This window comes from Nonomuraea sp. LP-02 (assembly GCF_036289125.1).
GTDB classification, from domain to species: Bacteria; Actinomycetota; Actinomycetes; order Streptosporangiales; family Streptosporangiaceae; genus Nonomuraea; species Nonomuraea bangladeshensis.
This window is the reverse complement of the sequence record NZ_JAXCLK010000001.1, coordinates 1,969,811-1,993,422: the sequence shown is the minus strand read 5'-3', so window position 1 is coordinate 1,993,422 and position 23,612 is coordinate 1,969,811. Positions and strand designations below refer to the sequence as shown.

Genomic DNA, 23,612 nt, shown 5'->3' with positions numbered 1-23,612 from the left:
ACGGTCGTGGGTGATCGTGTGTCCTGGCGGCGTGCAAGGGGGTTGGCGGGTGCGGCCTGCGGAGCTCGAGCGGTTGACGGTGGTGGAGGCGGCTGACCGTTATGTGGAGCTGGTGCGGGCGCGGACGGTGACGGGGGGTTTGTCGGCGTCGACGGCGGAGGTGTACGCGCGGGACGTGGCGACGCTGGTGGAGCTGGCCGGGGCGGATCGGGTGCTGGACGATCTGACGGGCGAGGACGTGGACGCGGTGCTGCTGGCGTTCGCGCGTAAGCCCGACGGCCGCTCCCCCGCCGGGTCGGGCGGCAGGGGGCAGTCGCCGTCGTCGCAGGCGCGCTTTCGCCGGTCGGTGTCGGCGTTGTTCAAGCATGCGGCGCTGGTGGGGTGGGTGCAGGTCAATCCGATGCTGCACGCGACGGTGACGGCGAAGGAGCGCGGCGGGCTGCGTCCGCATCGGCGGGCGTTGACGCGGGAGCAGGCGCAGGGGCTGATCGGGGCGGCGCGGCGGCTGCCCGAGGAGCCGGTGGGGGCCGGCAAGCGGCGTGATCAGCGTACGGAGCTGCGTGACGGGCTGATCGTGTTGCTGCTGGCGACGGTGGGCCCGCGGGTGTCGGAGCTGACGCGGGCGAATGTGGAGGACTTCTTCACCAACGACGGGGTGCGTTACTGGCGGATCTTCGGCAAGGGCGGGCGCACCCGGGATGTGCCGTTGCCGGATGACGTGGCGCGGGTGCTGCAGGCGTATCTGGAGCAGGGGCGGCGGCCTGCGGCGGTGGAGGAGAAGGCGTTGCTGCTGTCGTGGCGGGGGCGGCGGCTGGCGCGGGGTGATGTGCAGGCGGTGATCGACCGGGTGCTGGCGCGGGTGGATCCGGATCGGCGGCGGTCGGTGACGCCGCACGGGCTGCGGCACACGACGGCGACGCATCTGCTGGCGGACGCGGTGGACATGGACGCGGTGCGGCGGGTGCTGGGGCACAGCGATCTGTCGACGCTGGGGCGTTACCGGGACGAGTTGCCGGGTGAGCTGGAGGTGGCGATGCGGACGCATCCGCTGCTGCGGCGTGAGGGGCCCGGCCAGTAGCGGCGCCGGCGAGCAGCCGGTGGCGCCGGCCGTGCACGGCGGCAGGCCGCACTGCCTGCGCACCGGCGTGCTCGGCACGTCCGGACGGGTGAGCCACCACCGGTTCGACGGCCGGCAGTGGCATCAGGGTCTGGACATCCCTTCGCCCGCCGCGTTCGGGCGGGCCTGGGCGGCGAGGAGCTCGGCGTACCTGCCGGGCACGGCGATCAGCTCCTCGTGGGTGCCGCGCTGCACGACGCGTCCCTGGTCGAGGACCACGATGAGGTCGGCGTCCCTGACCGTGCTGAGGCGGTGGGCGATGACGATGCGCGTCTGCGGGAGCCAGGCCAGGTTGGCTTCGACGACGGCCTCCGTGGCGCTGTCGAGGTTGCTGGTGGCCTCGTCGAGCAGGAGCACCTTGGGCCGGCACAACAGGGCGCGGGCCAGGGCCAGACGCTGCCGCTGGCCGCCGGACAGGCCGCCGCCCTCGGTCAGCATGGTCTCGTACTTCATGGGCATGGCCATGATCTCGTCGTGCAGCGCGGCCGCCTCGGCGGCCGCGACCACCCGCTCGAGCGGTGCGTCCGGGTCGTTGAGCGCGATGTTCTCGCGGATGGTGCCGTTGAACAGGGACGGGTCCTGGGTGACGACGCCGAACTGGCGGCGCAGGGTGCGCAGGTTGAGCTCGCTCGCGGGCACGCCGTCGTAGCGGATCTCGCCCTCGACCGGGGTGTGCAGCGCCAGCAGGAGCCTGGCGAGCGTGCTCTTGCCGGAGCCGGAGGCGCCCACCAGGGCGATCTTCTGGCCGGGGTGGATCGACAGCGTGACGCCGCGCAGGGTCCACGGGCCGCGCGGGTCGTGGCGGAAGCCGACCTCGTGCAGCTCGATCCGGCCGCGCAGGCGCAGCACCTCGATGCCCTCGTTCGGTTCCGGGGTGGAGACGAGGATGTCGGCGAGCCGGTCGAAGTGGGCGCCCGCCTGCTGGAGGCTCTGCAGGCTCGTCATGAGCGAGCCGAGCGGGGTCAGCGCGGCCAGGGCGATGGCGTTGAGCGCGATCAGCGCGCCGGCGGAGAGTTCACCGTCGAGCACCCGCCAGGCGCCGATCCACAGCAGCCCGAGCGGCGTGACGACGCGGATCGCCGAGACGACGGCGTCCAGGAGGCCGTGGGTGAGGCCGACGCGCACGTCCGCGTCGAGTTGCTGGGCGAAGTGCTCCGACCACTGGTCCATCGCCCTGCGCTCGGCGCCTGACGCCTTGAGCGTCTCGATGCCGCTGAGCGTCTGGATGAGGGTGCTCTGCGACTTCGACAGTGCTGCCAGCTCCTGCTGCGTCAGCAGGTGGACGCGCCGGGACGTGGCCAGCAGGAGCAGCGACTGGAGCAGCACCACACCGGTCAGCGCCGCCCCGAAGACCGGGTCGCGGGCGTAGACGAGCACGAGGTAGCCGAGGGCGAGCGGCCCGTCGAGCACGGCGGTGATGATCTGTCCGGTGAGCAGCTCGCGCAGGGTCGAGACGCTGGAGGCGCGGGTCACCAGGTCGCCGGTGCCCCGCCGGGTGAAGTACGTGTAGGGCAGGGCCACCAGATGGCCGACCACTCCCTCGCTGAGCTCCTGGTCGGCGCGGGCGCGTACGGTCACCAGCAGCGCCGACCGCAGATACCCCAGCAGGAGCTGGGCCGCCCCCGCGACCAGCACCGCCATCCCCAGCAGCGGCAGCAGGCCGGCGGCGTGCCGTGGCAGGACCGTGTCCAGCAGCAGCTCGGAGAAGAGCGGCAGGGCCAGGCCGAGCAGTTGCAGCAGCAGCGAGGCCACGATGACCTGCGCGAGCAGGCCGCGCCGGCGTTGCAGCAGCGTCCGTACGAACTCCCGCCGCCACGCCCCGGCCAGTGACGACGATCCGCGCCGGAACCCCGCCCCCGGCTCGAAGGCGAGCAGCACGCCGCTGAACCCCGCCGCGAACTCCGGCGGGGTCAGCCGCCGCCGCCCCTGGCCGGGATCGACGATGTCCACCCGGTCGGCGGCCCACCGTTCGACCACCACGAAGTGGCTGGACTGCCAGTGGGCGATGGCCGGGAGCGGCGCCCTGGCCAGGTCGCCGGGGGCGAGCTGGAACGCCTTGGCGGTCAGCCCGTATTCGCGTGCGCCCGCCACGATGGCGCGGGCGCTGAGGCCGTCGCGGCCGACGCCCAGGCGGGCGGCCAGCTCGGTGACGGTCGTGCGGTGGCCGTGATGGCGCAGCACCATCGCCAGGCACGCCGGCCCGCACTCGGTCTGCGTGTTCTGGAGCACCACCCGCAGGCGGCTCACCGGACGCCCCCGGTGTGCACGGCCTGGCCCGGCGGGAGGGCGCGGCGTCCTGGCTGGGTCACAGCCAGTGCCAGGTGATGTCGGCCGCGGCCCGCCGCCCGGCCATGTACTCCGCGAAGCCCGCGCGGCCGGCGGCGGCGAGGGTGCGCGGGTCGGCGGGGTCGGCGGGCCGGCGCTCGCGGACGATGCCGAGCAGGTGGGTCTTGCCGTGGGGGACGGGTCCGATGACGGCGCCCTGGGGGGCGGCGCGCAGCGGTTCGGGCAGGTCGAGGGCGGGGCCGTCGGCGGTGGTGACGGTGATCGGCTCGCGGGAGGCGAGGGCGTGGAGGAGGGCGGCGGCGGGGTCGGGAGCGCCGGCGATCGCGGCGAGGCGATCTTCACGGCCTTCCCCCCATAAGGCCCACACCTGGTCGAACTCGGCCGGGTGGCGCTCCAGGTAGTCGTGCGCCGTCTCCTGCTCGACGCGCGCACGGACCCGCTGCTTGAGCGCCAGGCCGTCGATGTGATGCGCGTAGGCCGTCTCGTTCAGGCCGACGGCGTCGAGCCAGCTCATCAGCGCGGCGCGGCTGTGCAGGCCGTTCCTGATCCGGTAGCCGTCGGACGCCCGCTGCAGCTCCTCCTGGGTGGGCGGGGGCTCCCTGCCCGCCAGGTCGCCCAGGATGCAGTGATCGATCAGCTCGTCCTGGAGGGTGGAGCTGCGCCCGGCCCACGACCGCAGGGTGAGCAGCGCGTTCTGGATGAGCAGGGCGTGGCCGTCCACGGTGACGACCCGGCCGGAGGCCCAGTGGGTGGAGTGGTCCACGGTCCAGGGGACGCCGTCCTCGGCCGGTGCGGTCAGCGCCACGCTTCCCCCGCCGGGGTGGGCCAGCACGAGGTCGTAGTCGACGAGGGGGCTGCCCGGCCGTACGTCGGCGACGAGCTGGGCGCGGGTGCCGGGCCTGGCCGCACGCCACTCGGCGACGGCCCGCCGCGCCTCGGGCACGCGGTCGCGGCGGCGCGGCAGCGCCCGCAGCAGGTCCACGGCTTCGGTCAGGGTGGCGGCGAAGGTGCTGGTCATGCGGATTCACCCGGGTGTTCTGTGGCGGTGAGCCAGTCGGCGATGGCGGCGGAGACGGGCAGGCCGGTGGCGCTCTCGATCCAGCCCCACTGTCCGGCGGGGTTGATCTCCAGGTACACGTACTCGCCCTCGGGAGTGAGGATCATGTCGATGCAGCCGTAGTTCAGGCCGAGCGCGGCGGTCAGCTCCAGGCAGCGGCGCTCGACCTCCACCGGCAGCCGGTGGACCGCGTACGTGGAGAACGTCTGCTCGTAGTGGCGGTAGTCGTAGCGGGTCGCGCGTGATCCCTGGGAGTGGATCTCGGCGGCGAACACCCGCTCTCCCACGACCATGATCCGCAGCTCGACGGCCTTGCTGACGTACGGCTGGAGGATGGCGGGAGACAGGGCCAGGCGGTGCCTGTCGGTGAGACGGCGGCGGGTGATGGGCGTGGTGTAGTGGGAGTGGTCCTCGCCGTCGACCCGGAACTCGACGAACTCCACCTCCTTGGCGATCAGTTCGCCGCCGGCCTCCTCCCAGAACGGGATGAGGTCCTCGTCGTCGTTGGTGACGAGGGTGTCGGGGGTGGTGAAGCCCAGCGCCGCCGCGACGCCGAGGTTGACGAGCTTGTTCTGGGTGCGGAAGACGTCCAGGCTCCTCGCCGGCAGCCAGCGGCCCGCGAGGGTGTGCTCCCACCCCTGCAGCAGGATGGCGGCCATCTTCTCGACGTAGCGCCGGTGCCCGTCGTCGGTGACCCCGGGCGCGCGCGGACGGGTGGGGTGGCGGTTCCAGATCGCGGTGAACCGGGAGCAGTCGTAGGCACGGCCGTCGGCGCGCAGGGTGTGCCGCCAGGAGCCGCCGGTCAGGCGCGAGCTGATCGTGGCGCCGGCGGGGTAGTCGCCTGGGTCCCACCACAGGAACTCGGCGTCCCGTTTGACGAGCTCGGGGACGACCATCTCCACCGAGTCGTCGTCCTTGCCGCTGAGGATGAGAATCAACGAACTTCCTATCGTCAGAGGCGGCGTGCCCGCGCGACGCGGGCACGCCGCTTCCTTTACAGCACGACTACGTGCATGTGGTCCTGCCTGTCGACGGTCTGCCCCAGGTGGCTGCTGGCGGTCCACAGGCACATCTTGACGTGGCGCTCCGCGCCGCCGACGATGGCGTCCAACGCGTCCTCGGGCAGCTCGGCTGCGCCGTCGAGGTCGTCCAAGCGAATGCTCATTCTTCTTACACCTCCCCCTGCAACGATCTTTCGTGTTCCGGACAGGACGAGATCATTCACGCCGGGCGTCCCGGGCGCCCAGGGTGAGGAGTCCCGATGTTGCCCGCGGAGGGCGAGGCCGGTGTCCCGGGCCGCGCGAGGTCAAGCCGTGACGGCGCGCGTGGCTCCGCTCCCTGGCCGCCCGGGACGCCCGGCGGGGATCGTGCTGCCATCGTCCGGCTACGAAGGAGTCACGGCAGTGTCCGAGCGCATCGTCCCCAGCAGCGTCGACCCGAGCAACGTCGACCCCAACGCAACCTCTTCGCCCGCGCGCCCGGTGGCGCGTCCGGGCCACGTCCGGGCCGCCGGGCTGCTCCTGGCCGCCGGCGCCACCGCCTGGGCGGCCTCCACCGTCATCGTGGGTGACAAGATCAAGGACGGCATCCACGACCTCGACACCATCACGGGGATGGTGTTCGTCGCGGGCCTGCTCGCCTTCGTCCGGCTCGTGGCGGTCACCCGCGGCGCCGGCGACGGCTGGACGCGGATCATCCCCCACGGCCTGCTCGTGGTGCTGGCCGGGGCGTTCCTGCTCAACGCGCTGTCCTTCGGCTACGCCCGCCACGACGACTTCCCGCTGCCGCTGATGATCCTGGACGCCTGCTGGCCGCTCGGCCAGCTCGGCATGCTGGTCCTCGGCGTCGTCATCGCGGTGAAGGGCCGCTACCGGGGCGCCCTGCGCTGGCTGCCGCTGCTCGCGGGCGCCTGGTTCCCGGTGACCATGGCCGCCGACCTCGCCGGCGGCTCGGCCGTCTCGGTGTACGTCAGCGCCGCCTGGCTGCTCGGCATGCACGCCCACCTCGGCGTACGGCTCGCCGCCCGTCCCGCCCTCTGAGGCGGGAGCGCCGCCCGGCCCGCCCTCGGAGCCGGGCGGCGGGCGCGGGCGGCGCGCCCGTCACTGGCCGAGGCCGGCCTGCCTGGCCTGGATGATGGCCTGGGCGCGGTCGGCGACCTGCAGCTTGGCGAAGACGTTGGAGACGTTGTTGCGCACCGTCTTCGGCGACAGGGACAGGCGCTCGGCGATCAGCCGGTTGGACAGGCCGGTCGCGATGAGGTCGAGGATCTCCCGTTCCCTGGCAGTGAGCTGCGGGAACGGCTTCTCGACCGGCGGGCGCAGGGTGGCGAGCCTGGCGAAGTAGCGCGTCACCCGCTCGGCCAGCGCGGGCCCGAAGATCACCTCGCCGCTGGCCACCGCCGTGATCGCGCGCAGGATCTCGGTCTGGTCGGCGCCCTTGAGCAGGTAGCCGCGGGCGCCGGCCAGCATGGCGGCGAAGACGCTCTCGTCGTCCTCGTGCATCGTGAGCACGAGGACGTGGGTGCCGGGGCAGCCGGCGGTGATCCGCTCGGTCGCCGCCACACCGTCCAGGCGGGGCATCCGCAGGTCCATCACGACGACGTCGGGGGTCAGCCGCACGGCCTCGGCGACCGCCTCCTCGCCGTCGGCGGCGGTGCCCACCACCTCGGCCTCGCCGGTGGAGTGCAGCATCATTCTCAGGCCGTCGCGGTAGACGGGATGGTCGTCGGCCAGCAGCACGCGGGGCGTCACGGCGCGGTCACCGCCTCAGCCGGCAGGGCAGGCAGGGCGGGCAGGACGGCGTGGACGCGGGTGCCGCCGGCGTCGCCGGCGTCGCCGGCCGACACGGCGCATCGCCCGCCGAGCTCCTCCGCCCGTTCGCGCATGCCGACCAGCCCCACCCCGACCACCGCGCCGGGGCGCAGCCCGCGCCCGTCGTCCGTCACCTCGACCTCCAGCTCGTCGCCCGCCACGGCGACGCGCACGTGACAGTGGGCCGCGCCCGCGTGCCGGGCGACGTTGGTCAGAGCCTCGCAGACTATCCGGTAGGCCGCCACCTCGGTCGCGGCCGGCAGCGCCGCCAGGTCCCCTTCGGTCTCCACCTGGACGGCGAGGCCGCCGTCGCGGAACCTGGCGGCCTCGTGGCGCAGCGCGCCCGCCAGGCCGAACTGGTCGAGAGCCGGGGGCCGCAGGTTGTGCACGAGCCGCCGGACGTCGCCGAGCATGGTGCCGAGATCCGCCTTGACCTGCTCCAGCGCCTCGCGGGCCGCGCCGGTGTCGCGGGTGAGCAGGTTGTGCGCGGCCTGCACCTTCAGCGCGGCGGCGGCCAGGGTGGGGCCCAGCCCGTCGTGCAGGTCCCTGCGCAGCCGCCGCCGCTCCTCGGCGACGCCGGTGACCAGGCGTTCGCGGCTGTGCTGCAGTTCCTCGGTGAGCGCGGTCGCGCGGATGGCGGCCGCGGCCTGGCGGACGACGTCGGCCAGCAGGCGCTGGTCGGACTCGGCCGGCCAGGTGCCGGGGCGCGGCACGAGGGCGAGCCGGCCGATCGCCGCCTCGCGGTAGGCGAAGGGCAGCACGACGACGTCCCCGGCCGGGACGCCGTGCTCCACGATGACGGTCCGCCCGTCCGCGCGGTCCAGCTCGACCCGCGCGTACGGCGAGCCGAACGTCGCCGACACGGCCTTGGCGACCTGCAGCAGCAGCTCCTCCGGCCGGGCCGACTCCTCCAGCCGCCGGGCCAGGGCGGAGACCACCTCGTACGGCTCGGTCCGTCCGGCCAGCACCCGGTCGACCCACCGCCGCACCCGCTCGCGCAGCGGGGCGTAGATCACGCCCACCGCGACCGCCGCCAGCACGGCCGCCTCCGGCTCGCCGATCAGCGCCCCCAGCCCGGCGAAGATCGGCACGTCGACCGCGACGACGGCCAGCGCGAGGCCGCCGTACAGCAGGGCCCAGCCGAGCAGCGGATCGATGTCGTAGAGGCGGTACCTGCTCACCGCGATCAGGACCGCCGCGGCGAGCGCCACCAGCGAGGCGACGAAGGCGAAGTCCTGCGGCAGCCCGCTCACCACGGCGGGCACCACGATCAGGATCGCGTTCAGCAACGCCGCCAGCAGCATCCAGCGCAACTGCGCCCGCAGCACGCCCCGCGAGCCCCTGAAGCGCCACGCGAACGCCGCCACCGAGACGAGGAGGCTCACCACCAGCAGGGCGGGCGCCACCGCCGTCCCCGCGCGCCACACCGCGTCCGGGATCGGGGGGAGCGGCGCGTCGATGCCGGGCCAGTGGCCGCCGGACGACTCGACGTGCCAGGGGACGCCGAGGAACACCACGACCGTCAGGGCCGTCGCGCCGAGCGAGAGCCAGGCGGCCGGCCGCCAGCGCGGCGAGGGCAGACGTCCGTCGGGGAAGAACAGCAGCACGAGCAGCGGCAGCAGGTTGAGCAGCGGTCCCAGCCGCGCGCCGGCGTAGACGGCCGGCGGGGTCAGCGGCAGCGCGCCGCCGTGCCGGGTCAGCGACAGCACCGCGTACGCGCCGGCCAGGCCGTTCACGCCCGCCACGACCCCTCCGGCGATCAGCAGCCAGGTCATGAGGTGGCGCGGCACCCGGACCGCCAGCACGCCTCCGGCGATCGCCAGGGCCGCGGTGGGCACCGCGGACGCCCACACGGCCCAGTTCAGCGGTTCGGGCCGGGTGACCGTCCCGGTCGCCACGTCGATCCAGGTGGCGGCCACGGCGGCCAGGACGGACAGCGCGGCGAGCGCCAGCGCCACGGCCGCGAGCCGCCGATCGGCCGTGGCCGGGGACGCCGGCCTCACGGCGTCCGGGCGGGCCGCGGCGGGAGGGTCCTGGGCGGCGGGGGCGCGCTGATCGGGCGGGGCCGGGACGCGGCTGCCGGCGGAGGGGTCGGGCACGACGCCCAGATTGTCACACCGATCCCGGGGAGCGCATGGGAGCGGTGTCCCGTCCTGGCCGGGTCACCTGTCCCGGGCGGCGCCCCGTCTCTTCCCTCGGGGGGTCAGGGGCGGCGGTGCAGGAGCATGCCGGGCCACTCCCCCACGGTGAAGGGCGCCTGGCGGGTGAAGCCGCAGCTTTCGTAGTAGGCGACCAGGCGGCCGTCGTCGCCGGCGTAGCAGTCGACGCGCAGGAGGTTCAGGCCGCGCTCGCGGGCCTGGCCGGCGGCGTGGTCGAGGAGGGCGCGGCCGACGTCGTGGCCGGCGTGGCGGCGGTCGATGACCAGGGCCTGGACGTAGAGCTCGGGTTCGGGGGCCGGGGTGACGTAGTCGTGGGCGTCGCCGAGCACGACGCAGCCGGCGGGCAGGCCGTCGCGTTCGGCGATGCGCATGCCGCCGCCGTGGGCCCAGCGGGTGACCTGGTCGGTGCGGCGGGGGTTGCCGGTGAAGGGCTGGTCGCCCCACTGGCCGGTACGGCCGCGGGCGGCCAGCCAGGCGACGGCGCTGTCGAACATGGCGAGGACGGCGGGGACGTCGTCGGGGGTGCCGGGGCGGATGTGCACGTCGGGTGGTGTTCCTGGGAGAGAGAGGGGCGGGTCAGGCGTTGTCGTCGTGCAGGGCGCTGCCCTTCTTCCACTGGGAGAAGGGCAGCTGCCAGTAGCCCCAGCCGTTGTCCCATTCGAGCTCGCGGTCGGTGCCGGTGATCTCGACGACGTCGCCGCGCTGCATGGTGTCGTAGAACCAGCGGGCCTGGTCGGGGCGGGCGTTGACGCAGCCGTGGCTGACGTTCTGGCGGCCCTGGGCCCAGACGTTGTCCTTGGCGTGGACGTACTCGCCGGAGTTGGAGATGCGGACGGCGTGGTTGATCATCACGTCGTAGTAGCCCTCGTCGCCCTTCTTGCGGCCCGGGGAGATCATGCGGACGGGGTTGCCGCGCTCCATGGTGAGGTGGACGCCGGAGGTGGTGGTGTATTCGCGGGTGGTGGCCATGCCGGCGCTGATGCGCATGGTCTGCACGCGTTTGCCGTCTTTGTAGACGTACATCATATGGGTGCGGGTGTTGACCTTGCTGATCTGCTTGGCGCCGATCTTGAGGGTGGCGGTGTAGTCCTTGGTGCCGTACAGGCCCTTGCCGGCCTTGATGCCGGTGATGCCGGCGTTGAAGGTGACCTTCTGGTGGGCGGGCCAGTATTTCGCGGTGCGGTAGATGACCTTGCTGTCGTTGACCCAGCGCCAGGCGCCGTCCACGGGCTTCTCCGCGTCGATCTTCAGGGCGCTCTCGATGGCGGCCTTGTCGGTGACGGGCTGGTTGAAGGTGACGATGATGGGCGCGCCGACGCCGAGGGTCTCGCCCTTGGCGTTGGGGGTGACGTCGATGACCTGCAGGGCGCGCTGGGGTTTGGCGGTGGTGAAGGTGCTGGTGGAGGTGGTGGCGCCGGCCTTGGCGGTGACGGTGTAGTCGGTGGAGGGCTTCAGCGGCGTCCGGGAGATCCAGCGGGTCTTGTCGGCGTTGTAGCGGCCTTCGATCTCGTCGCCGCCGGCTTCGACGGTGACGTTCTCGAGGGTGCCGCCGGCCGCCGCCACGACGATCTTCTTGTCGGGGCTGACGGTGGCGCTGCCCTCGGCGGGGCTGATCTTGACGACGGGGGCCTCGGGGGTGGCGCTGGCGGTGGCCTCGGGCGCGTCGGGCCGGCCGCCGGCGGCGTTGCCGCCGGTCGACGAGCAGGACGTGGTCAGCGCGGCGGCGGCCAGCAGGGCGAGCGAGACGGCCGGTGTCCGCCAAGCGGTCGCTACGTTCACAACTGTCCTCTCCCCCGGGATGGTCATCGCACCCCAAAAACCTTAATGCTCCTGCATGTAAGACGAGGAATCATATGGGAGAGTTCGGTCACATTTACATCACTGTTGAACGATCAGGCCAGCTCAACGCGGGGTCAGGCGGTAGGTCAGACCGGTGTGCCGCCGGCCGGCGCCCTTGGTGCGGACGGCCTGCGCCAGTGCCCGGCGGGAGCCGACGATCACCACGAGTTTCTTGGCGCGGGTGATGGCGGTGTAGAGCAGGTTGCGCTGCAGCATCATCCAGGCGCTGGTGGCCAGCGGCACGACGACGGCCGGGTATTCGCTGCCCTGGGAGCGGTGGATGGAGACGGCGTAGGCGTGGGCGAGCTCGTCGAGCTCGTCGAAGGCGTAGTCGACGTGCTCGTCCTCGTCGGTCAGGACGGACAGCTTGTGCTCATCGGGGCGGATGTCGGTGACGATGCCGACGGTGCCGTTGAACACCCCGGCCGCGCCCTTGTCGTAGTTGTTGCGCAGCTGGGTGACCTTGTCGCCGACGCGGAAGACGCGCCCGCCGTAGCGGCGTTCCGGCATGCCCTCGCGGGCGGGGGTCAGGGCCTCCTGCAGGGCGATGTTGAGCGCGCCCGCGCCGGCGGCGCCGCGGTGCATGGGGGCCAGGACCTGTACGTCGCGGCGGGGGTCGAGGCGGAAGCGGCCGGGGATGCGGCGGGCGACGACGTCGACGGTGAGCGCGGCGATCTCCTCCGGCTCCTCGCAGGGGAACAGGAAGAAGTCCTTCATGCCCTCCAGGACGGGGTGGCGGCCGGTGTTGACGCGGTGGGCGTTGACGACGACGCCGGACTCCTGGGCCTGGCGGAAGATCTGGGTCAGGCGCACGCGCGGGATCTCGGGCGCGGCCAGGAGGTCCTTGAGCACCTCGCCGGCGCCGACGGAGGGCAGCTGGTCGACGTCGCCGACGAACAACAGGTGGGCGCCCGGGGCGACGGCCTTGACGAGCTTGTTGGCCAGCAGCAGGTCGAGCATGGAGGCCTCGTCGACGACGACGAGGTCGGCGTCGAGGGGGTTGTCGCGGTCGAAGGTGGCCTCGCCGCCGGGACGCAGCTGCAGCAGCCGGTGGACGGTGGTGGCCTCGTGACCGGTCAGCTCGGCCAGGCGCTTGGCGGCGCGGCCCGTGGGGGCGGCCAGGATGACCTTGGCGCGTTTGGCGCGGGCCAGGGTGACGATGGAGCGTACGGTGAAGCTCTTGCCGCAGCCGGGGCCGCCGGTCAGGACGGCGACCTTCTCGGTGAGGGCCAGGCGGACGGCCTGGCGCTGCTCGGGGGCGAGCTCGGTGCCGGTCTGGCGGTGCAGCCAGGACTCGGCGCGTTCCCAGTCGACGTCGGCGAACGCCTTGAGCCGGTCGTGGCCGGCGTTGCGGCCGCCGCGCAGCAGGGTGAGCAGGGTGCCGGCCAGGGACAGCTCGGCGCGGTGGAAGGGCGGCAGGTAGACGGCGGGGACGGTGTTGTCGCCCGCGGGGACGTCCTCGGCGACGACGCCCTCGGCGGCGGCCAGCTCCTGCAGGCAGGTGGTGACCAGCTCGGCGGGCACGTCGAGGATCTTGACGGCGTCGGCGGTGAGGTTGGGGGCCGGCAGGTAGCAGTGGCCGTCGTCGGCGGCCTGGGACAGGGTGTAGCGCAGGCCGGCCTTGACGCGTTCGGGGCTGTCGTGGGGGATGCCGACGGCCTGGGCGATGGTGTCGGCGGTCTTGAAGCCGATGCCCCAGACCTCGTCGGCGAGCTTGTAGGGCTGGGTGCGCACGACGGAGATGGACGACTCGCCGTACTGCTTGAAGATGCGCACGGCGATGGAGGTGGACACGCCGACGCCCTGCAGGAAGATCATCACCTCTTTGATGATCTTCTGTTCCTCCCAGGCGGCGGCGATCATCTTGGTGCGCTTGGGGCCGAGGCCGGGGACCTCGACGAGGCGTTCGGGCCGCTGCTCGATGACGTCGAGGGTGTCGGTGCCGAAATGGTCGACGATGCGCTCGGCCATCTTGGGGCCGATGCCCTTGATGAGGCCGGAGCCGAGGTAGCGGCGGATGCCCTGGACGGTGGCCGGCAGCACGGTGGAGTAGGACCACACCTCGAACTGGCGGCCGTAGCGGGGGTGGGAGGTCCAGCGGCCGTTCAGCCGCAGCGACTCGCCGACCTGCGCGCCGAGGAGGGGACCGACGACGGTGAGCAGGTCGGCGCCGGTGCGCTCGGTGGCGACGCGGGCGATGGTGTAGCCGGTCTCCTCGTTGGCGTAGGTGATGCGTTCAAGCACACATGAAAGTTCGGTGCCGGGGCCCTGCGCACCCGCGTCTGTCCTCCCCACGCCGATGAGATTAGGGCAGACCTACGACATCGCGACACCCGCCCGACACCGGCGACCTGGAGGCTGGCCTCAAGACGGTGATGCGGGCGACGGTGGCCGAGTTCGCCGACCCGGCCTTCGAGGGGCCGGTCCGCGCGCTCAACGAGGAGGCCAAGAAGGAGCGGCTGCGCAGCGCGCAGAAAGCCGGGCAGCTCGCCGCCGGCGCCGACCTCGACCTGGCGCTCGAACTGCTGTACGCCCCCCTCTACCAGCGCTGGCTGCTGCGCTCCGGCCCGCTCACCCCGCAGTACGCCGACGCCCTCGTCGACGCCTTCCTCAACGCCATGCGGCCCTGAGTCCCGCCGGCGCGGGTCAGCCGAGGTCGGCGAGGACCGCGTCCAGGACCTTGGTGAGCGCTTCGGCGTTGCCCGGGTCGAACCAGGTGGTGCGCACCCGTTCGTTGAGCCCGTTCGGGGTCTCGTGGTCGGCGGCGAGGCGCTGCAGGGAACGGCTCTCGTCGGCCAGGGAACGCCCGGCCGCCTCGAACAGGCCGCGGACGTAACGCTCGGCCTCCTCGGGGGCGAGGCCGTGGCCGGCCGCCCACGTCGCGAGCGTCGCCAGGAACGAGTAGTGCGTGGTCAGCGTGCCGGTCAGCGCGGACATGACGTTGAAGGCCGCCTCGTCCGCGACCGGCAGCGCCTCCCCCAGGCGGGCGAAGAAGGCGTCCACGGCCGGGTGCGACGGGTACGTCACGGTGACGCAGCGGCGTTCACGTACGGAGGGCAGGGGGATGGCCCGCGCCAGCGGAGCGCCGGGGCCCACGATCCGGCGCAGGTCGGCGAGGAGGAGGCCGGCCATCACGCTGACCACGACGGTGCGCTCGTCCACCCGCAGGCCGGCCAGCGCGTCGTGGACGTCGGGGCGGCGCACGGCGACGATCACCAGGTCGGAGCGGTCCACCACCTCCTGGTTGCCGGCGCACACCTGGACGTTGGCGTGGCGTCCGGACAGTTCGGCGGCCGCGCGGGCGCCGCGCGGCGACAGGTGGATGCGCGGCGGATGGTCGACGCCGTCGCTCAGACCGTCCACGATGGCCCGGCCGATCTCGCCGACGCCGATGATCCCGATGTGCTGCACGGTGGCTCCTTGGTGAACGGTCAAGCGCGCGGGCGGTCCTGAAATGATCGCTGCCGGGCGTACATAGGCAGAGGTGTCAATGTAAATGACCCGATGAGGAGATCTGCCATGGGAACCGCCCGTGGATGACCAGCGGCGGGCCAAGTTCGAGGCCGCCTACAACCAGGCCTACGGCCTGATCACGGCCTACGCCGCGCGCCGCTGCGACTCCCCGCAGGACGCCGCCGACGTGGTGGCGGAGACGTTCACCGTCGCCTGGCGGCGCGTCGAGGAGCTGCCGGACGGGGCGGCGGCCACACCCTGGCTGTACGGGGTGGCGCGCAAGGTGCTGGCCAACCACTTCCGGGGCGACAACCGCCGCCGGGCGCGCACCGCCGAGCTCGACGCCGAGATGGCCGACCTGTACGGCCACTCCCCCGACACCGAGGTCGAGCTGGACGCGATCGGCCGGGCGTTCAGGAGCCTGCCCGGGGAGGACCGGGAGTTGCTGTCCCTGGTCGCCTGGGAGGGCCTGGACCGTGAGGAGATCGCCACGGCGCTGGGGTTGTCGCGCAACGCCGTACGCATCAGGCTGCACCGCGCCCGCAGGCGCCTGGCCCGCGCGCTCGCCCGAGCGGGCGAGCAGCAGGGCGAGCAGCAGGGCGAGCAGGCAGGCGCGGGCAACCCGCTGATCCCGTCGGAGAGGTCGCTGTGAGGGAAACCGTGAACAACAGGGACACCATGAACAACACCGGCGACACCGGCGACATCGCCGCGATCAGGGCGCTGGCCCGGGTCGAGCCCGGCGGCCGGGGCGGCGAGGCGTCCGGCGCGGCCGGGCGGGCGCTGCTGGCCGCGATCACCGCGCAGGAGCCGACCCAGGAACCGGCGCAGGAGCCGGCGGCGCGGCCGGTGCGGCGGCGGCTGAGGCGGCCGGTGTTCGGGCTGGCGGCCGCGGTCGCGCTGGCCGCGGGCATCGTGGCGGTCCCGATCGCGCTGCGCGACGGCACGCCCAGCTCCTACGCCGTCACCCTGGACGACGGGACGGTCACGATCCAGATCCGCGACTTCGACGACGCCGCCGGGCTGGAACGGCGCCTGAAGGAGCTGAAGGTGCCCGCGAGGGTCGACCACGTGCCGGAGGGCATGATGTGCCGGGAGCCGCGCGGCACGTTCGTGAAGAACATCCCGCGCGGCCTGTACAGCCTGCCGGAGAACATCCCCGGCGAGACCGAGGGCTGGCAGATGCGGATCAACACCAGGCTGTTCGGGCCCGGCCAGACGTTCGTGTGGACCATCAGCGGCAAGGGCGGCACGACCACGACGTACCTGATGGAGGGCCCGGTGGCGGCCTGCGAGCCCGTGCCCGCGCCCACCCCGCAGATCAGGGAGCCGGAGTTCCGCGTCGCGACCACCAAGGGGCGTTCGCTGGAGGGCCTGCGCGTCGACGAGAAGACCGTCGGCGAGGTCCTGCCCGAGCTGCGCAGGCGCGGCAGGAAGGTCGTCTTCGCGGTCATCTCCGTGCCGCCGGGCAACCCCGGTGGGTACGGCATCGAGCGCACCCAGAAGGAGCCCGTCGGCGACGGCTTCGTGGTGTGGGAGGCCGAGGAGAACGCCGAAGGGGTGATCCGGCTGCTGGTGACGGAGCAGCGGCTGGACAGCAACCCGGTCTACGGCGGCCCCCGGGACGCGCTCTACGACTGACGCGGCCGCGTCCGGCGGCGGTGGCTCGCCAGCAGTTCGCCGCCGACGTCGACGTAGCCGGCGAACAGTCCGATCACGTCGTCGAGCCGTTCCCGCGCGGGGCCGGGAGCCACCAGGTCCTGGCCCTCGCGCAGGGCGGCGATCAGCGTTCTGGCGCGCGCCTGGCTGGCCTCCAGCAGCGACTCGATCCCCGCCGTGGCCTCGACCAGGAGCCGCCTGCTGCCGGGCTGCGGGATCACCCTGGCCAGCCCCCAGGAGGCGAGCTGCCGTACGGCGGTGCTCACCGCTCCCTTGCTCAGTTCGAGCTCGGCGGCGATCGTGTCGTGCGAGATCGGCTCCTCGCCGAGCAGCAGCAGCCCGTAGACGCGGCCGGTCGCGTGCGGCAGGTTCCAGGAGGCCAGCAGGTCACCCACCGAGGTGCAGAACGCCCGCCGCTCGTCGGCGCTCATCGCCGGGCCTGCCCGGGCGCCTCGATCGCGGCCAGGAACGTCTCGATCGCCTCGTTGACCACCCGGGGGTTGTCCTGGTTGGCGATGTGGCCCGCGTCCGGGACGACGACCTCCTCGACGCCTTCGGCGGCGGCCCAGCGGGGCATGGCGGAGGCGATGTCGCCGGTACGGTCCCGCTCACCGCGGATCAGGCACAGCGGCACCGGCGTACGGTAGCCGGGGTCGGGGTCGAGGAGGGCGACAGTGGCCCGCCAGGCCTGCAGGAAGTCCTTCTTCGGCAGCGCGCCGAAGGCCCGCCGGGCGTCGGCCCGCGCCTGGGGGGTGACGGCGGAGGCCGCGGCCATCAGCGGCGGGAGCGCCCTGGCGGGGATCGCCGCCAGGATCGGCGCGGCGGACCGCAGCAGGAGCCGGTCCCAGGAGGACAGCGGCGCGGTGTTCGGCGCCGAGCCGATGACGACCAGGGCCCGCGCGAGGCCGGGATGCCGCCGTACGACGGCCTGGCCGAGATTGCCGCCGAGCGACTGCCCCACCAGGACCGGCCGGTCCAGGGCCAGGTGCTCGACCAGCGCGCGCAGGTCCGCGACCGCCTGCCCGGCGGTGAACGGGACGCCGGGCGGGCGGGAGAGGCCGTGGCCGCGCAGGTCCCACAGCACGACGCGATACCCGCGCTCGCGCAGGTGGTCGCGCTGGGCGTGGAACATCACGTGGTCGGCCCCGGCCCCGTGGGTGAACACCAGGGGGACGCCGTCGCCGCCGCTGTCGGCGTAGCGCAGGTTGCAACCTTGGAAGGGGAACACCGACGGTAGATTCAGCATTCTCTGAATATAGTGAACTTTCCCGCCGTGTGCCCCATCCCCTACCGCAGTCTCGTCGTCGCGAGCTTCGGGTACGCGCTGATCTCGGCCTCGGTGAACCGCCCGGTCACCCACTGGCCGCGCGCGAACAGCTCGGTCTGGTCGGCGTGGTGCGGCGAGGCCGGGTTCGCCGACAGCGAGTACGTCAGCACCGTACGGGCCCGCGGCCCGGCCGGCGTCAGCTCCACCGCCATGAGGAAGCTGGAGCCGGTGTTGACGTCCGGATAACGGCCCTGGTCACCGAGCTCGCCACCGGTGCGGATCCGGTCGAAGCAGCCCTCACCCTCGGTGCAGCCCGGCACCGGTACGGCGCCGTAGCGCTGCGCCTGGCCGGGCGTGAGCGTCAGCGGCAGACCGGCCGCGGTGAACGCGCGCACGGCGTCGGCCAGCGCGCTCTCCACCACCGGGTCGGTGACGTCGAGGCCGCGCGGCGTGGTGAGCGGGTGCGCGGCGTCGAACGGCACCTTCCACCAGCCGTCCGGAGGGGCGGGCGTGCCGTCGCCTCGCGGGTGGGGGCGGTTCAGGCCCAGGAAGAACTCGCGCCACAGGATCGCGCCGCGGCTGTCGAGGCGGGCCCGCCCGTCCCAGGCCGCCAGCGTGGCGCACGCCTGCCGTACGTCGGCCTTGGCGCCGTCGCTCGCCGTCATCACGGGCTTGGCCCGGCACAGCGCGCGCAGATCGGCGCGCAGCAGCTCCGCGCTCAGGTTGCGTTTGCCGGTCGCGATGCGCTGGAGGGTGTCCAGCGTGAAGCCGGCGGCGCCGAGCCCGTCACGGCCCGACAGCCGCTGGGCGATCATGTCGAGGCCGACCCGGGTACGCAGGTCGCGTTGCGTCCCGGTCTCGCCGTAGACGCGCGGGTAGCCGGTCAGCGGCGCGGCGGGGTTGGTCAGCCAGGGGCCGGCGTTGGCGTTGGTGACGTAGTCGGCGCGGGCCAGCCGGGGCTGGGCGGCCGGGCCGAAGATCCCCGGCTCGATTGCGTCGGCGTCCCTGCCCCACAGGCAGTCCGACCGGGAGCCGTCCAGGACGAGCATGCGGGGGTCGTCGCCGGAGCGGCAGCGGCCGGCCTGCTCGTCGGTGACGTGCGCGACGATCGAGGTGTCGGCGAAGTACGCCTGGCCGCCGGCGTCCGCGGCCAGCGTGTAGACGAACGGCATGCCCTGGTGGACGTCCTGCGCGCGGCGCAGCCCGGCCACGTCGCGGGCGGCCGCGATGGCCAGCCACTCGTCGGCGAAACGCAGGTTGGCGGCGTTGGCGTCGGCCAGGGCGAGCGCGCTCTTGTCCGTCCAGTCCACGCCGAGCACCGGGCCGTAGCGGGAGGTGTGGACGGCCGTGGTGACCTCGCCGATCGCGCCGCCGGCCTCGCGTACGGCGACCTTCACCTCCTGCCGGCCCATCGGCTCGGCCCTGCCGTCCACCAGGTACGTGGTGCGCGCGCCCGGCACGAGCGTGAGCCGGTACAGGGTGAAGTGGCCGGCGTGGGAGACGGTGTGCGTCCAGGCCAGGCTCGCGTTGTGGCCGATCTGCACCATGGGCGTGCCGTACAGGCTGCCGCCCGACACGTCGAGCACGCCCGGGATCGTCAGGTGGACCTGGTAGAAGCGGCGGCTGCCGTTCCACGGGAAGTGCGGGTCGGCCAGCAGCATGCCGTGGCCGTCGCGGGTGGCCTCGCGGCCGAGCGCCCAGGCGTTGCTGCCGGGGGCGGGCGTCCTGCCGCCCGGCCGGTCCGCCTTGGCCTCCTGCGGCGCTTTCCTCGCCGCCTGGCCGGAGGCGGCGATGGCCTCCTTGAAGGAGGAGCTGCCGCCCAGGCGGGCCAGGTCGAGCAGGTTCATCCAGACGTCGTCGGCGGTGATGGGGCCGACCCATTCCTTGCCCCGGCAGGTCGGGTCCGGCAGCCGGGCCACGCCGGTGTCGCTCAGGTAGCGGTTGTAGCCGGCGACGTAGCCGTCCACGAGCGCGCGCAGCTCGGCGCTCGGGCCGTACGGCGCGGGGCGGGCGAGCACGCGGCGCAGCACGCCCGACGAGCGGACGTAGGTGTAGTAGGCGTCGCTGGCCAGGTTGGAGATCGGCTCCATGACGTCGTCGGACGTCACCTCCGCGCCGAAGTGGCGTGAGCGCTCGCCGCGCAGGGTCAGCACCCATGAGGCCATGACGCACAGGTTGTCCTGGGCGAAGGCGTAACCGTAGCCGTAGCCGAGGCCGCCGTGGTCCTTGGCCGAGATGTGCGGGATGCCGTACTCGGTGCGCCTGATGTCGGCGGCGTAGCGGCCCGCGTCCGCGGCCGCCGGCGCGGCCACGAGTAAGGAGGCGGCCAGCACAACGGTCAGCACGGGGGCCAGGCGCAGGAAAGCTGTTCTGGTCATCGGCCGGTCCTCATTCGAAACGGGCGTTGTCGGGCGCGGTCACGCGCTTGAGCAGGGGCAGGCCGGCCAGGACGATCAGCAGCGCGGCCAGCAGCCCGCCGCCGACGGTCAGCAGATAGCCGGCGCCGGGCAGCGCCGCCGGAGCGCTCTTGATCGCGAGCTGGTCGATCACCGGCCCGGCCACGCCGAAGCCGGCGGCCGCCGCCACCAGGGCGGCCAGCAGCACGGGGACGGCCGTCTCCAGCACCACCACCGTGGACAGGGTCCGCGTCGGCGTGCCGGACAGCCGCAGCAGCGTGAACGGCTGCCTGCGCTCCACCACGCCCCCGGCGACCGCCACCAGCAGGCCGCAGCCCGCCACCAGCAGGGTCAGCGCGACGATGGCCAGCGCGACGCGCTCCATCTGGTCCAGCAGCACCTCGCGGAACCGGGCGACCTCGGCGAACGTCAGCGGGGTCTCGGCGCTGCCGGAGCCGGCCACGTACGGGGTGAGCGAGGTGCGGATGCGCTCACGGACGGCCGGGTCGTCGGCCCGGATCAGGACCGCCGCCAGGGAGAGCCCGCCCGAGACCGCCGCCTTACCCGCCCCCGCCTTACCCGCCCCCGCCTTCCCCGAGCCGCCGGGCGCGGCCGGGCTGGTGGGGTCCACGATCGGCAGGTTGCGGTCGACCGACAGCAGGTTGTCGCTGGTCAGCAGCCGGTTGAAGTCGGCCGACACCGCGTCCACGCCCGGCGGGCACGCGCCCAGCGCCGGGAAGCGGGCCAGGTCGTCGCACTCGACCACGTGCCCGAGCATGAAGTCGAGCCGGCAGCCGGGCCCCGGGTCGCACGGCAGCGGCCCGGCGGGCGGGTCCTGTGTCCCGGTCCTGCGGTAGATCGGCAGCACGGTGACGCCCGGATGGGCGCCCACCTCGGCGAGCAGTTCGTCCGCCTCGTCGGGTTGGAGCGGCCGGCCGGGAGCGGCGTCGGCGTAGCCGAACGGGACCCGCATCACCTCGTTCAGCGTGCCGCCGCCCGCCGCCCGCTGGCCCGAGACGACGGCCGGGACGATCCCGGCGACGGCCGTGCCGATGAAGACCGCCAGCACGATCCCGTTCACCGACCGGAAGGCCGTCTTCGGGTCGGCCGCCAGGCGCCGCGCGGCCAGCAGGGTCGCCGCGCCCCGGGTGAGGCGGGCGGCCAGCCGCGCGGCCAGCATCGTCAGCCACGGCCCCGCCACCACCAGACCGACCATGACCAGCGCCAGGCCGGCGTCGGCGAGCACCGGGTCCGGCTCCCTGCCGCCGCCCGCGAACGCCGGGCCCGTGAACAGCCCCAGCCCCGCCAGCAGCGGCAGCACCCGCCACCATCCGGGGGCGGCGGCCCGCGTCCTGCGCGCCGCGCCGAGCGGGGTGATCCGCACCCGGCGCAGCGACCACACGGCGGCGACCGCCGCGGCGAGCGGCACGCCCGCGACCACGATCGCGTACTGGAGCGCGGTCGGCGCGACCACGTCGGGGAAGAAACGCGAGCCGGTGACGGCGACGGCGGCCAGCGCGGGCCGTACCGCCTGGAACAGCGCCACGCCGGCGAGCGCGCCCAGCAGCGCGCCGAGCGCCGCGTCCGCCGAGGCGATCGCGTTGATCTGGCGCGCGGTGGCGCCGGCCAGCCTGACGGCGGCGAAGCGGGCCTCGCGGCGGGCCGCGGCCAGGCGCGTGGCGGTGCCGATGAGGACGAGCAGCGGCACGATCAGGCCGATGGCGGCGATGCCGAACCCGTGCTCGTACAGGGCCGTCATGTCGTCCGCCGCCGGGTCTCCGGCGATGGTGTCGACGGCGACGGTGCCGGCCATGCCCGCCAGCTCGGCGGGGGTCCGGCCGACGACGGCGACCAGGTCGTCGGGGCCGGACAGCGCCGCCCGCCCGACGAGGCCGGCGCGGGCGCCGGGGAAACGGCCGGCGAGCTGCTCGTGCGGTACGGAGGCCATCAGGTCGGCGAGCGCGGGCGAGACGTAGTGGCGTCCGGCCGCGGGCAGCGCGGGCAGGCCGGGCATGGCCGGGGCGGGCGTGCCCGGGTCGAGGACGGCGACGTCGAGCCGTTTGATCGGGCGGCCGGCGTAGGAGTCCTGGCGGTGGTTCCACAGCACCGCGCCCGGGGTGGCGCCCAGCGCCCAGCCCGCCGGCGCGGAGCCCGTCGTGCACTCCCAGCAGGGGCGCTCGGCGGTGACGCGGAAGGCGTTGAACAGGGCCACCGTGGACAGCAGCACCGTCACCCCCAACGCGACGGCGGCGCCGACGAGCACCAGCCGGACGGCCCCCTCCCTGCCGCCGCGCAGCGCCAGCCGCAGGCCCAGCCAGAACGTCATCGCACGGCCTCGCCGGCGTAGGGGTCGGTGACCTTGCCGTCGCGTACGATGACCTCCCGGTCGGCGCAGGCGGCCACGCGGGAGTCGTGGGTCACCACGATCACGGTGACGCCCTCCTGGCGGGCCAGGCCGACGAGCAGGTCCATGACCTTCTCGCCGGCGAGGGAGTCGAGCGCGCCGGTGGGCTCGTCCGCGAAGATCACCTTGGGCCGGGTCACCAGCGCGCGGGCGATCGCGACCCGCTGCGCCTGCCCTCCCGACAGCTCGCCGGTGCGCCGCTCGCCCAGGCCGTCCAGCTCCAGCCGCTCCAGCCAGCCGCGCGCCCGCTCGTAGGCGTGCCTGCGCCCGGTCCTGCCGAGCAGCAGCGGCAGGGCGACGTTGTCGGCCGCGGTGAGCTCCGGCACGAGCTGGCCGAACTGGAAGACGAAGCCGAACGCGGTGCGGCGCAGCCGCGACCGGCCGGCGTCGCTCAGGGTGTCCAGCCGGTCGCCGTCGAACCAGACCTCGCCCGCGTCGGGCGTGAAGATGCCGGCCAGGCAGTGCAGCAGCGTGGACTTGCCGGAGCCGGACGGGCCCATGATCGCCAGGATCTCGCCCGCCGTCACCGACAGGCTCGCCTCGCGCAGCGCCGGCGTACGGCCGTAGGAACGGCTGATCGAACGGGCCCGCAGCAGCGGGCCCGGCGCGGGAAGCGCGTCGATGGTCATGCGCGGCGCACCGTCTCCGCCAGCGCGCCCAGCCGGGCCGTGGTCACGTCGATCCAGCGCAGGTCGGCCTCCAGGTGGAACAGGGCGTGGTCGGCCAGCAGGGCGTCCACCAGGGCGCCGCCGCGTTTGACCTCCGACAGCTCGCGCATGCGCCGCATGTGTGTGGCGCGCTGCAGGTCGAGGTAGCGCTGCGCGTCGTGGCCCAGCATCAGCGCCAGCACGACCTTGGTGAACAGCACCGTCTGCAGGAACGGCTCCGCCGCGACCGGTTCGGTCAGCCACGCCTCGACCTCCTGCTTGCCGAGCGGGGTGAGGGAGTAGCGCTTGCGGTCGGGGCCCTCGCCCGGCTCGCTCCGGCCGGCGGTGACCTTGCCGTCGCGGGCCAGGCGGGCGAGCGTCGAGTAGACCTGCCCGAAGGGGAGCGGCTTGCCTCGGCCGAAGTAGGTGTCGTAGGCGCGCTTGAGGTCGTAGCCGTAGCTGGGCTCGCGGTCCAGGAGGCCGAGGAGGGCCAAGGGGACTGTCATGGCCGGAGACTA

At 73.8% G+C, this 23,612-nt stretch carries 21 protein-coding genes; 5 read left to right on the top strand and 16 right to left on the bottom strand.

The annotated features are described in order from the left end of the window. The first annotated feature begins 49 nt into the window (after positions 1-49). Positions 50-1,078, top strand: a complete 1,029-nt coding sequence (locus SMD20_RS09305; RefSeq protein ID WP_329577713.1) for a tyrosine-type recombinase/integrase — start codon at positions 50-52, stop codon at positions 1,076-1,078. Positions 1,079-1,201: 123 nt separating this feature from the next. Here SMD20_RS09305 and SMD20_RS09300 read toward each other — a convergent pair whose 3' ends face one another. Genes SMD20_RS09300 through SMD20_RS09285 form a run of 4 tightly spaced genes read right to left on the bottom strand, consistent with a single transcriptional unit; the run spans position 1,202 to position 5,625 of the window. Then, a complete protein-coding gene (locus SMD20_RS09300; RefSeq protein ID WP_329577710.1) occupies positions 1,202-3,364 on the bottom strand; it encodes a peptidase domain-containing ABC transporter in 2,163 nt (720 codons plus the stop codon). A gap of 58 nt (positions 3,365-3,422) precedes the next feature. Continuing rightward, on the bottom strand, positions 3,423-4,421 hold the full coding sequence (locus tag SMD20_RS09295) for a TIGR04500 family putative peptide maturation system protein (RefSeq protein WP_329577707.1): 999 nt from the start codon (positions 4,419-4,421) through the stop codon (positions 3,423-3,425). Next, positions 4,418-5,398 carry an MvdC/MvdD family ATP grasp protein gene (locus SMD20_RS09290; protein WP_329577704.1) on the bottom strand — a complete coding sequence of 327 codons (981 nt, stop codon included), beginning with the start codon at positions 5,396-5,398 and terminating at the stop codon, positions 4,418-4,420. The genes SMD20_RS09295 and SMD20_RS09290 overlap by 4 nt, the downstream gene beginning before the upstream one ends. 56 nt (positions 5,399-5,454) lie before the next feature. Then, positions 5,455-5,625 carry a hypothetical protein gene (locus SMD20_RS09285; protein ID WP_329577701.1) on the bottom strand — a complete coding sequence of 57 codons (171 nt, stop codon included), beginning with the start codon at positions 5,623-5,625 and terminating at the stop codon, positions 5,455-5,457. Positions 5,626-5,863: 238 nt separating this feature from the next. Between SMD20_RS09285 and SMD20_RS09280 the strand changes: the two genes are divergently transcribed. Next, positions 5,864-6,499 (top strand): hypothetical protein, encoded by a 636-nt coding sequence (locus SMD20_RS09280; protein WP_329577699.1) that lies wholly within the window; start codon positions 5,864-5,866, stop codon positions 6,497-6,499. Positions 6,500-6,559: 60 nt separating this feature from the next. Here the strand turns inward: SMD20_RS09280 and SMD20_RS09275 are convergent, their stop codons facing one another. The 5 genes from SMD20_RS09275 to recD2 form a co-directional block, all read right to left on the bottom strand. Beyond that, on the bottom strand, positions 6,560-7,210 hold the full coding sequence (locus SMD20_RS09275; protein ID WP_329577696.1) for a response regulator transcription factor: 651 nt from the start codon (positions 7,208-7,210) through the stop codon (positions 6,560-6,562). Further along, the gene (locus SMD20_RS09270) at positions 7,207-9,369 is read right to left on the bottom strand and encodes a sensor histidine kinase (protein WP_329577693.1); all 2,163 of its coding nucleotides are present in this window, start codon (positions 9,367-9,369) and stop codon (positions 7,207-7,209) included. Before SMD20_RS09270 ends, SMD20_RS09275 begins: the two co-directional genes overlap by 4 nt. 104 nt (positions 9,370-9,473) lie before the next feature. After that, positions 9,474-9,971, bottom strand: a complete 498-nt coding sequence (locus tag SMD20_RS09265) for a GNAT family N-acetyltransferase (RefSeq protein ID WP_329577690.1) — start codon at positions 9,969-9,971, stop codon at positions 9,474-9,476. 34 nt (positions 9,972-10,005) lie between these two features. Then, positions 10,006-11,208, bottom strand: coding sequence for a L,D-transpeptidase (locus SMD20_RS09260; protein ID WP_329577687.1), 1,203 nt, complete (start codon positions 11,206-11,208; stop codon positions 10,006-10,008). A 123-nt stretch (positions 11,209-11,331) separates the two neighbouring features. Continuing rightward, the gene (gene recD2, locus SMD20_RS09255; RefSeq protein WP_442942463.1) at positions 11,332-13,563 is read right to left on the bottom strand and encodes an SF1B family DNA helicase RecD2; all 2,232 of its coding nucleotides are present in this window, start codon (positions 13,561-13,563) and stop codon (positions 11,332-11,334) included. An 80-nt stretch (positions 13,564-13,643) separates the two neighbouring features. Between recD2 and SMD20_RS09250 the strand changes: the two genes are divergently transcribed. Beyond that, positions 13,644-13,898, top strand: a complete 255-nt coding sequence (locus SMD20_RS09250; RefSeq protein WP_329592482.1) for a TetR-like C-terminal domain-containing protein — start codon at positions 13,644-13,646, stop codon at positions 13,896-13,898. A gap of 16 nt (positions 13,899-13,914) precedes the next feature. Here the strand turns inward: SMD20_RS09250 and SMD20_RS09245 are convergent, their stop codons facing one another. Next, positions 13,915-14,679 (bottom strand): NAD(P)-binding domain-containing protein, encoded by a 765-nt coding sequence (locus SMD20_RS09245; RefSeq protein WP_329577681.1) that lies wholly within the window; start codon positions 14,677-14,679, stop codon positions 13,915-13,917. Positions 14,680-14,800: 121 nt separating this feature from the next. On the opposite strand from SMD20_RS09245, the gene SMD20_RS09240 reads away from it, so the two are divergent. Continuing rightward, on the top strand, positions 14,801-15,373 hold the full coding sequence (locus SMD20_RS09240; RefSeq protein WP_329577678.1) for an RNA polymerase sigma factor: 573 nt from the start codon (positions 14,801-14,803) through the stop codon (positions 15,371-15,373). Beyond that, complete coding sequence (locus SMD20_RS09235) at positions 15,370-16,362, top strand: hypothetical protein (RefSeq protein ID WP_329577676.1); 993 nt, start codon at positions 15,370-15,372, stop codon at positions 16,360-16,362. The genes SMD20_RS09240 and SMD20_RS09235 overlap by 4 nt, the downstream gene beginning before the upstream one ends. Here SMD20_RS09235 and SMD20_RS09230 read toward each other — a convergent pair. Genes SMD20_RS09230 through SMD20_RS09205 form a run of 6 tightly spaced genes read right to left on the bottom strand, consistent with a single transcriptional unit; the run spans position 16,353 to position 23,600 of the window. After that, complete coding sequence (locus tag SMD20_RS09230) at positions 16,353-16,811, bottom strand: GbsR/MarR family transcriptional regulator (protein WP_329577674.1); 459 nt, start codon at positions 16,809-16,811, stop codon at positions 16,353-16,355. The genes SMD20_RS09235 and SMD20_RS09230 overlap by 10 nt on opposite strands. After that, positions 16,808-17,626 (bottom strand): alpha/beta fold hydrolase, encoded by an 819-nt coding sequence (locus SMD20_RS09225; RefSeq protein WP_329577671.1) that lies wholly within the window; start codon positions 17,624-17,626, stop codon positions 16,808-16,810. Before SMD20_RS09225 ends, SMD20_RS09230 begins: the two co-directional genes overlap by 4 nt. A 41-nt stretch (positions 17,627-17,667) precedes the next feature. Continuing rightward, the gene (locus tag SMD20_RS09220) at positions 17,668-20,025 is read right to left on the bottom strand and encodes a penicillin acylase family protein (protein ID WP_329577669.1); all 2,358 of its coding nucleotides are present in this window, start codon (positions 20,023-20,025) and stop codon (positions 17,668-17,670) included. A 10-nt stretch (positions 20,026-20,035) separates the two neighbouring features. After that, the gene (locus tag SMD20_RS09215; RefSeq protein WP_329577667.1) at positions 20,036-22,369 is read right to left on the bottom strand and encodes an FtsX-like permease family protein; all 2,334 of its coding nucleotides are present in this window, start codon (positions 22,367-22,369) and stop codon (positions 20,036-20,038) included. After that, positions 22,366-23,076 carry an ABC transporter ATP-binding protein gene (locus tag SMD20_RS09210; protein WP_329577664.1) on the bottom strand — a complete coding sequence of 237 codons (711 nt, stop codon included), beginning with the start codon at positions 23,074-23,076 and terminating at the stop codon, positions 22,366-22,368. The genes SMD20_RS09215 and SMD20_RS09210 overlap by 4 nt, the downstream gene beginning before the upstream one ends. Beyond that, positions 23,073-23,600, bottom strand: coding sequence for a PadR family transcriptional regulator (locus tag SMD20_RS09205; protein WP_329577661.1), 528 nt, complete (start codon positions 23,598-23,600; stop codon positions 23,073-23,075). The genes SMD20_RS09210 and SMD20_RS09205 overlap by 4 nt, the downstream gene beginning before the upstream one ends. Positions 23,601-23,612 lie beyond the last annotated feature (12 nt).

What these genes read in the sequence shown, in the direction of transcription:
- SMD20_RS09295 (WP_329577707.1), bottom strand. Translation starts at nt 4,421, where the DNA reads ATGACCAGCACCTTCGCCGCCACCCTGACCGAAGCCGTGGACCTGCTG.
- SMD20_RS09285 (WP_329577701.1), bottom strand. Translation starts at nt 5,625, where the DNA reads ATGAGCATTCGCTTGGACGACCTCGACGGCGCAGCCGAGCTGCCCGAG.
- SMD20_RS09250 (WP_329592482.1), top strand. Translation starts at nt 13,644, where the DNA reads ATGCGGGCGACGGTGGCCGAGTTCGCCGACCCGGCCTTCGAGGGGCCG.
- SMD20_RS09230 (WP_329577674.1), bottom strand. Translation starts at nt 16,811, where the DNA reads ATGAGCGCCGACGAGCGGCGGGCGTTCTGCACCTCGGTGGGTGACCTG.
- SMD20_RS09225 (WP_329577671.1), bottom strand. Translation starts at nt 17,626, where the DNA reads ATGCTGAATCTACCGTCGGTGTTCCCCTTCCAAGGTTGCAACCTGCGC.
- SMD20_RS09220 (WP_329577669.1), bottom strand. Translation starts at nt 20,025, where the DNA reads ATGACCAGAACAGCTTTCCTGCGCCTGGCCCCCGTGCTGACCGTTGTG.
- SMD20_RS09215 (WP_329577667.1), bottom strand. Translation starts at nt 22,369, where the DNA reads ATGACGTTCTGGCTGGGCCTGCGGCTGGCGCTGCGCGGCGGCAGGGAG.
- SMD20_RS09210 (WP_329577664.1), bottom strand. Translation starts at nt 23,076, where the DNA reads ATGACCATCGACGCGCTTCCCGCGCCGGGCCCGCTGCTGCGGGCCCGT.
- SMD20_RS09205 (WP_329577661.1), bottom strand. Translation starts at nt 23,600, where the DNA reads ATGACAGTCCCCTTGGCCCTCCTCGGCCTCCTGGACCGCGAGCCCAGC.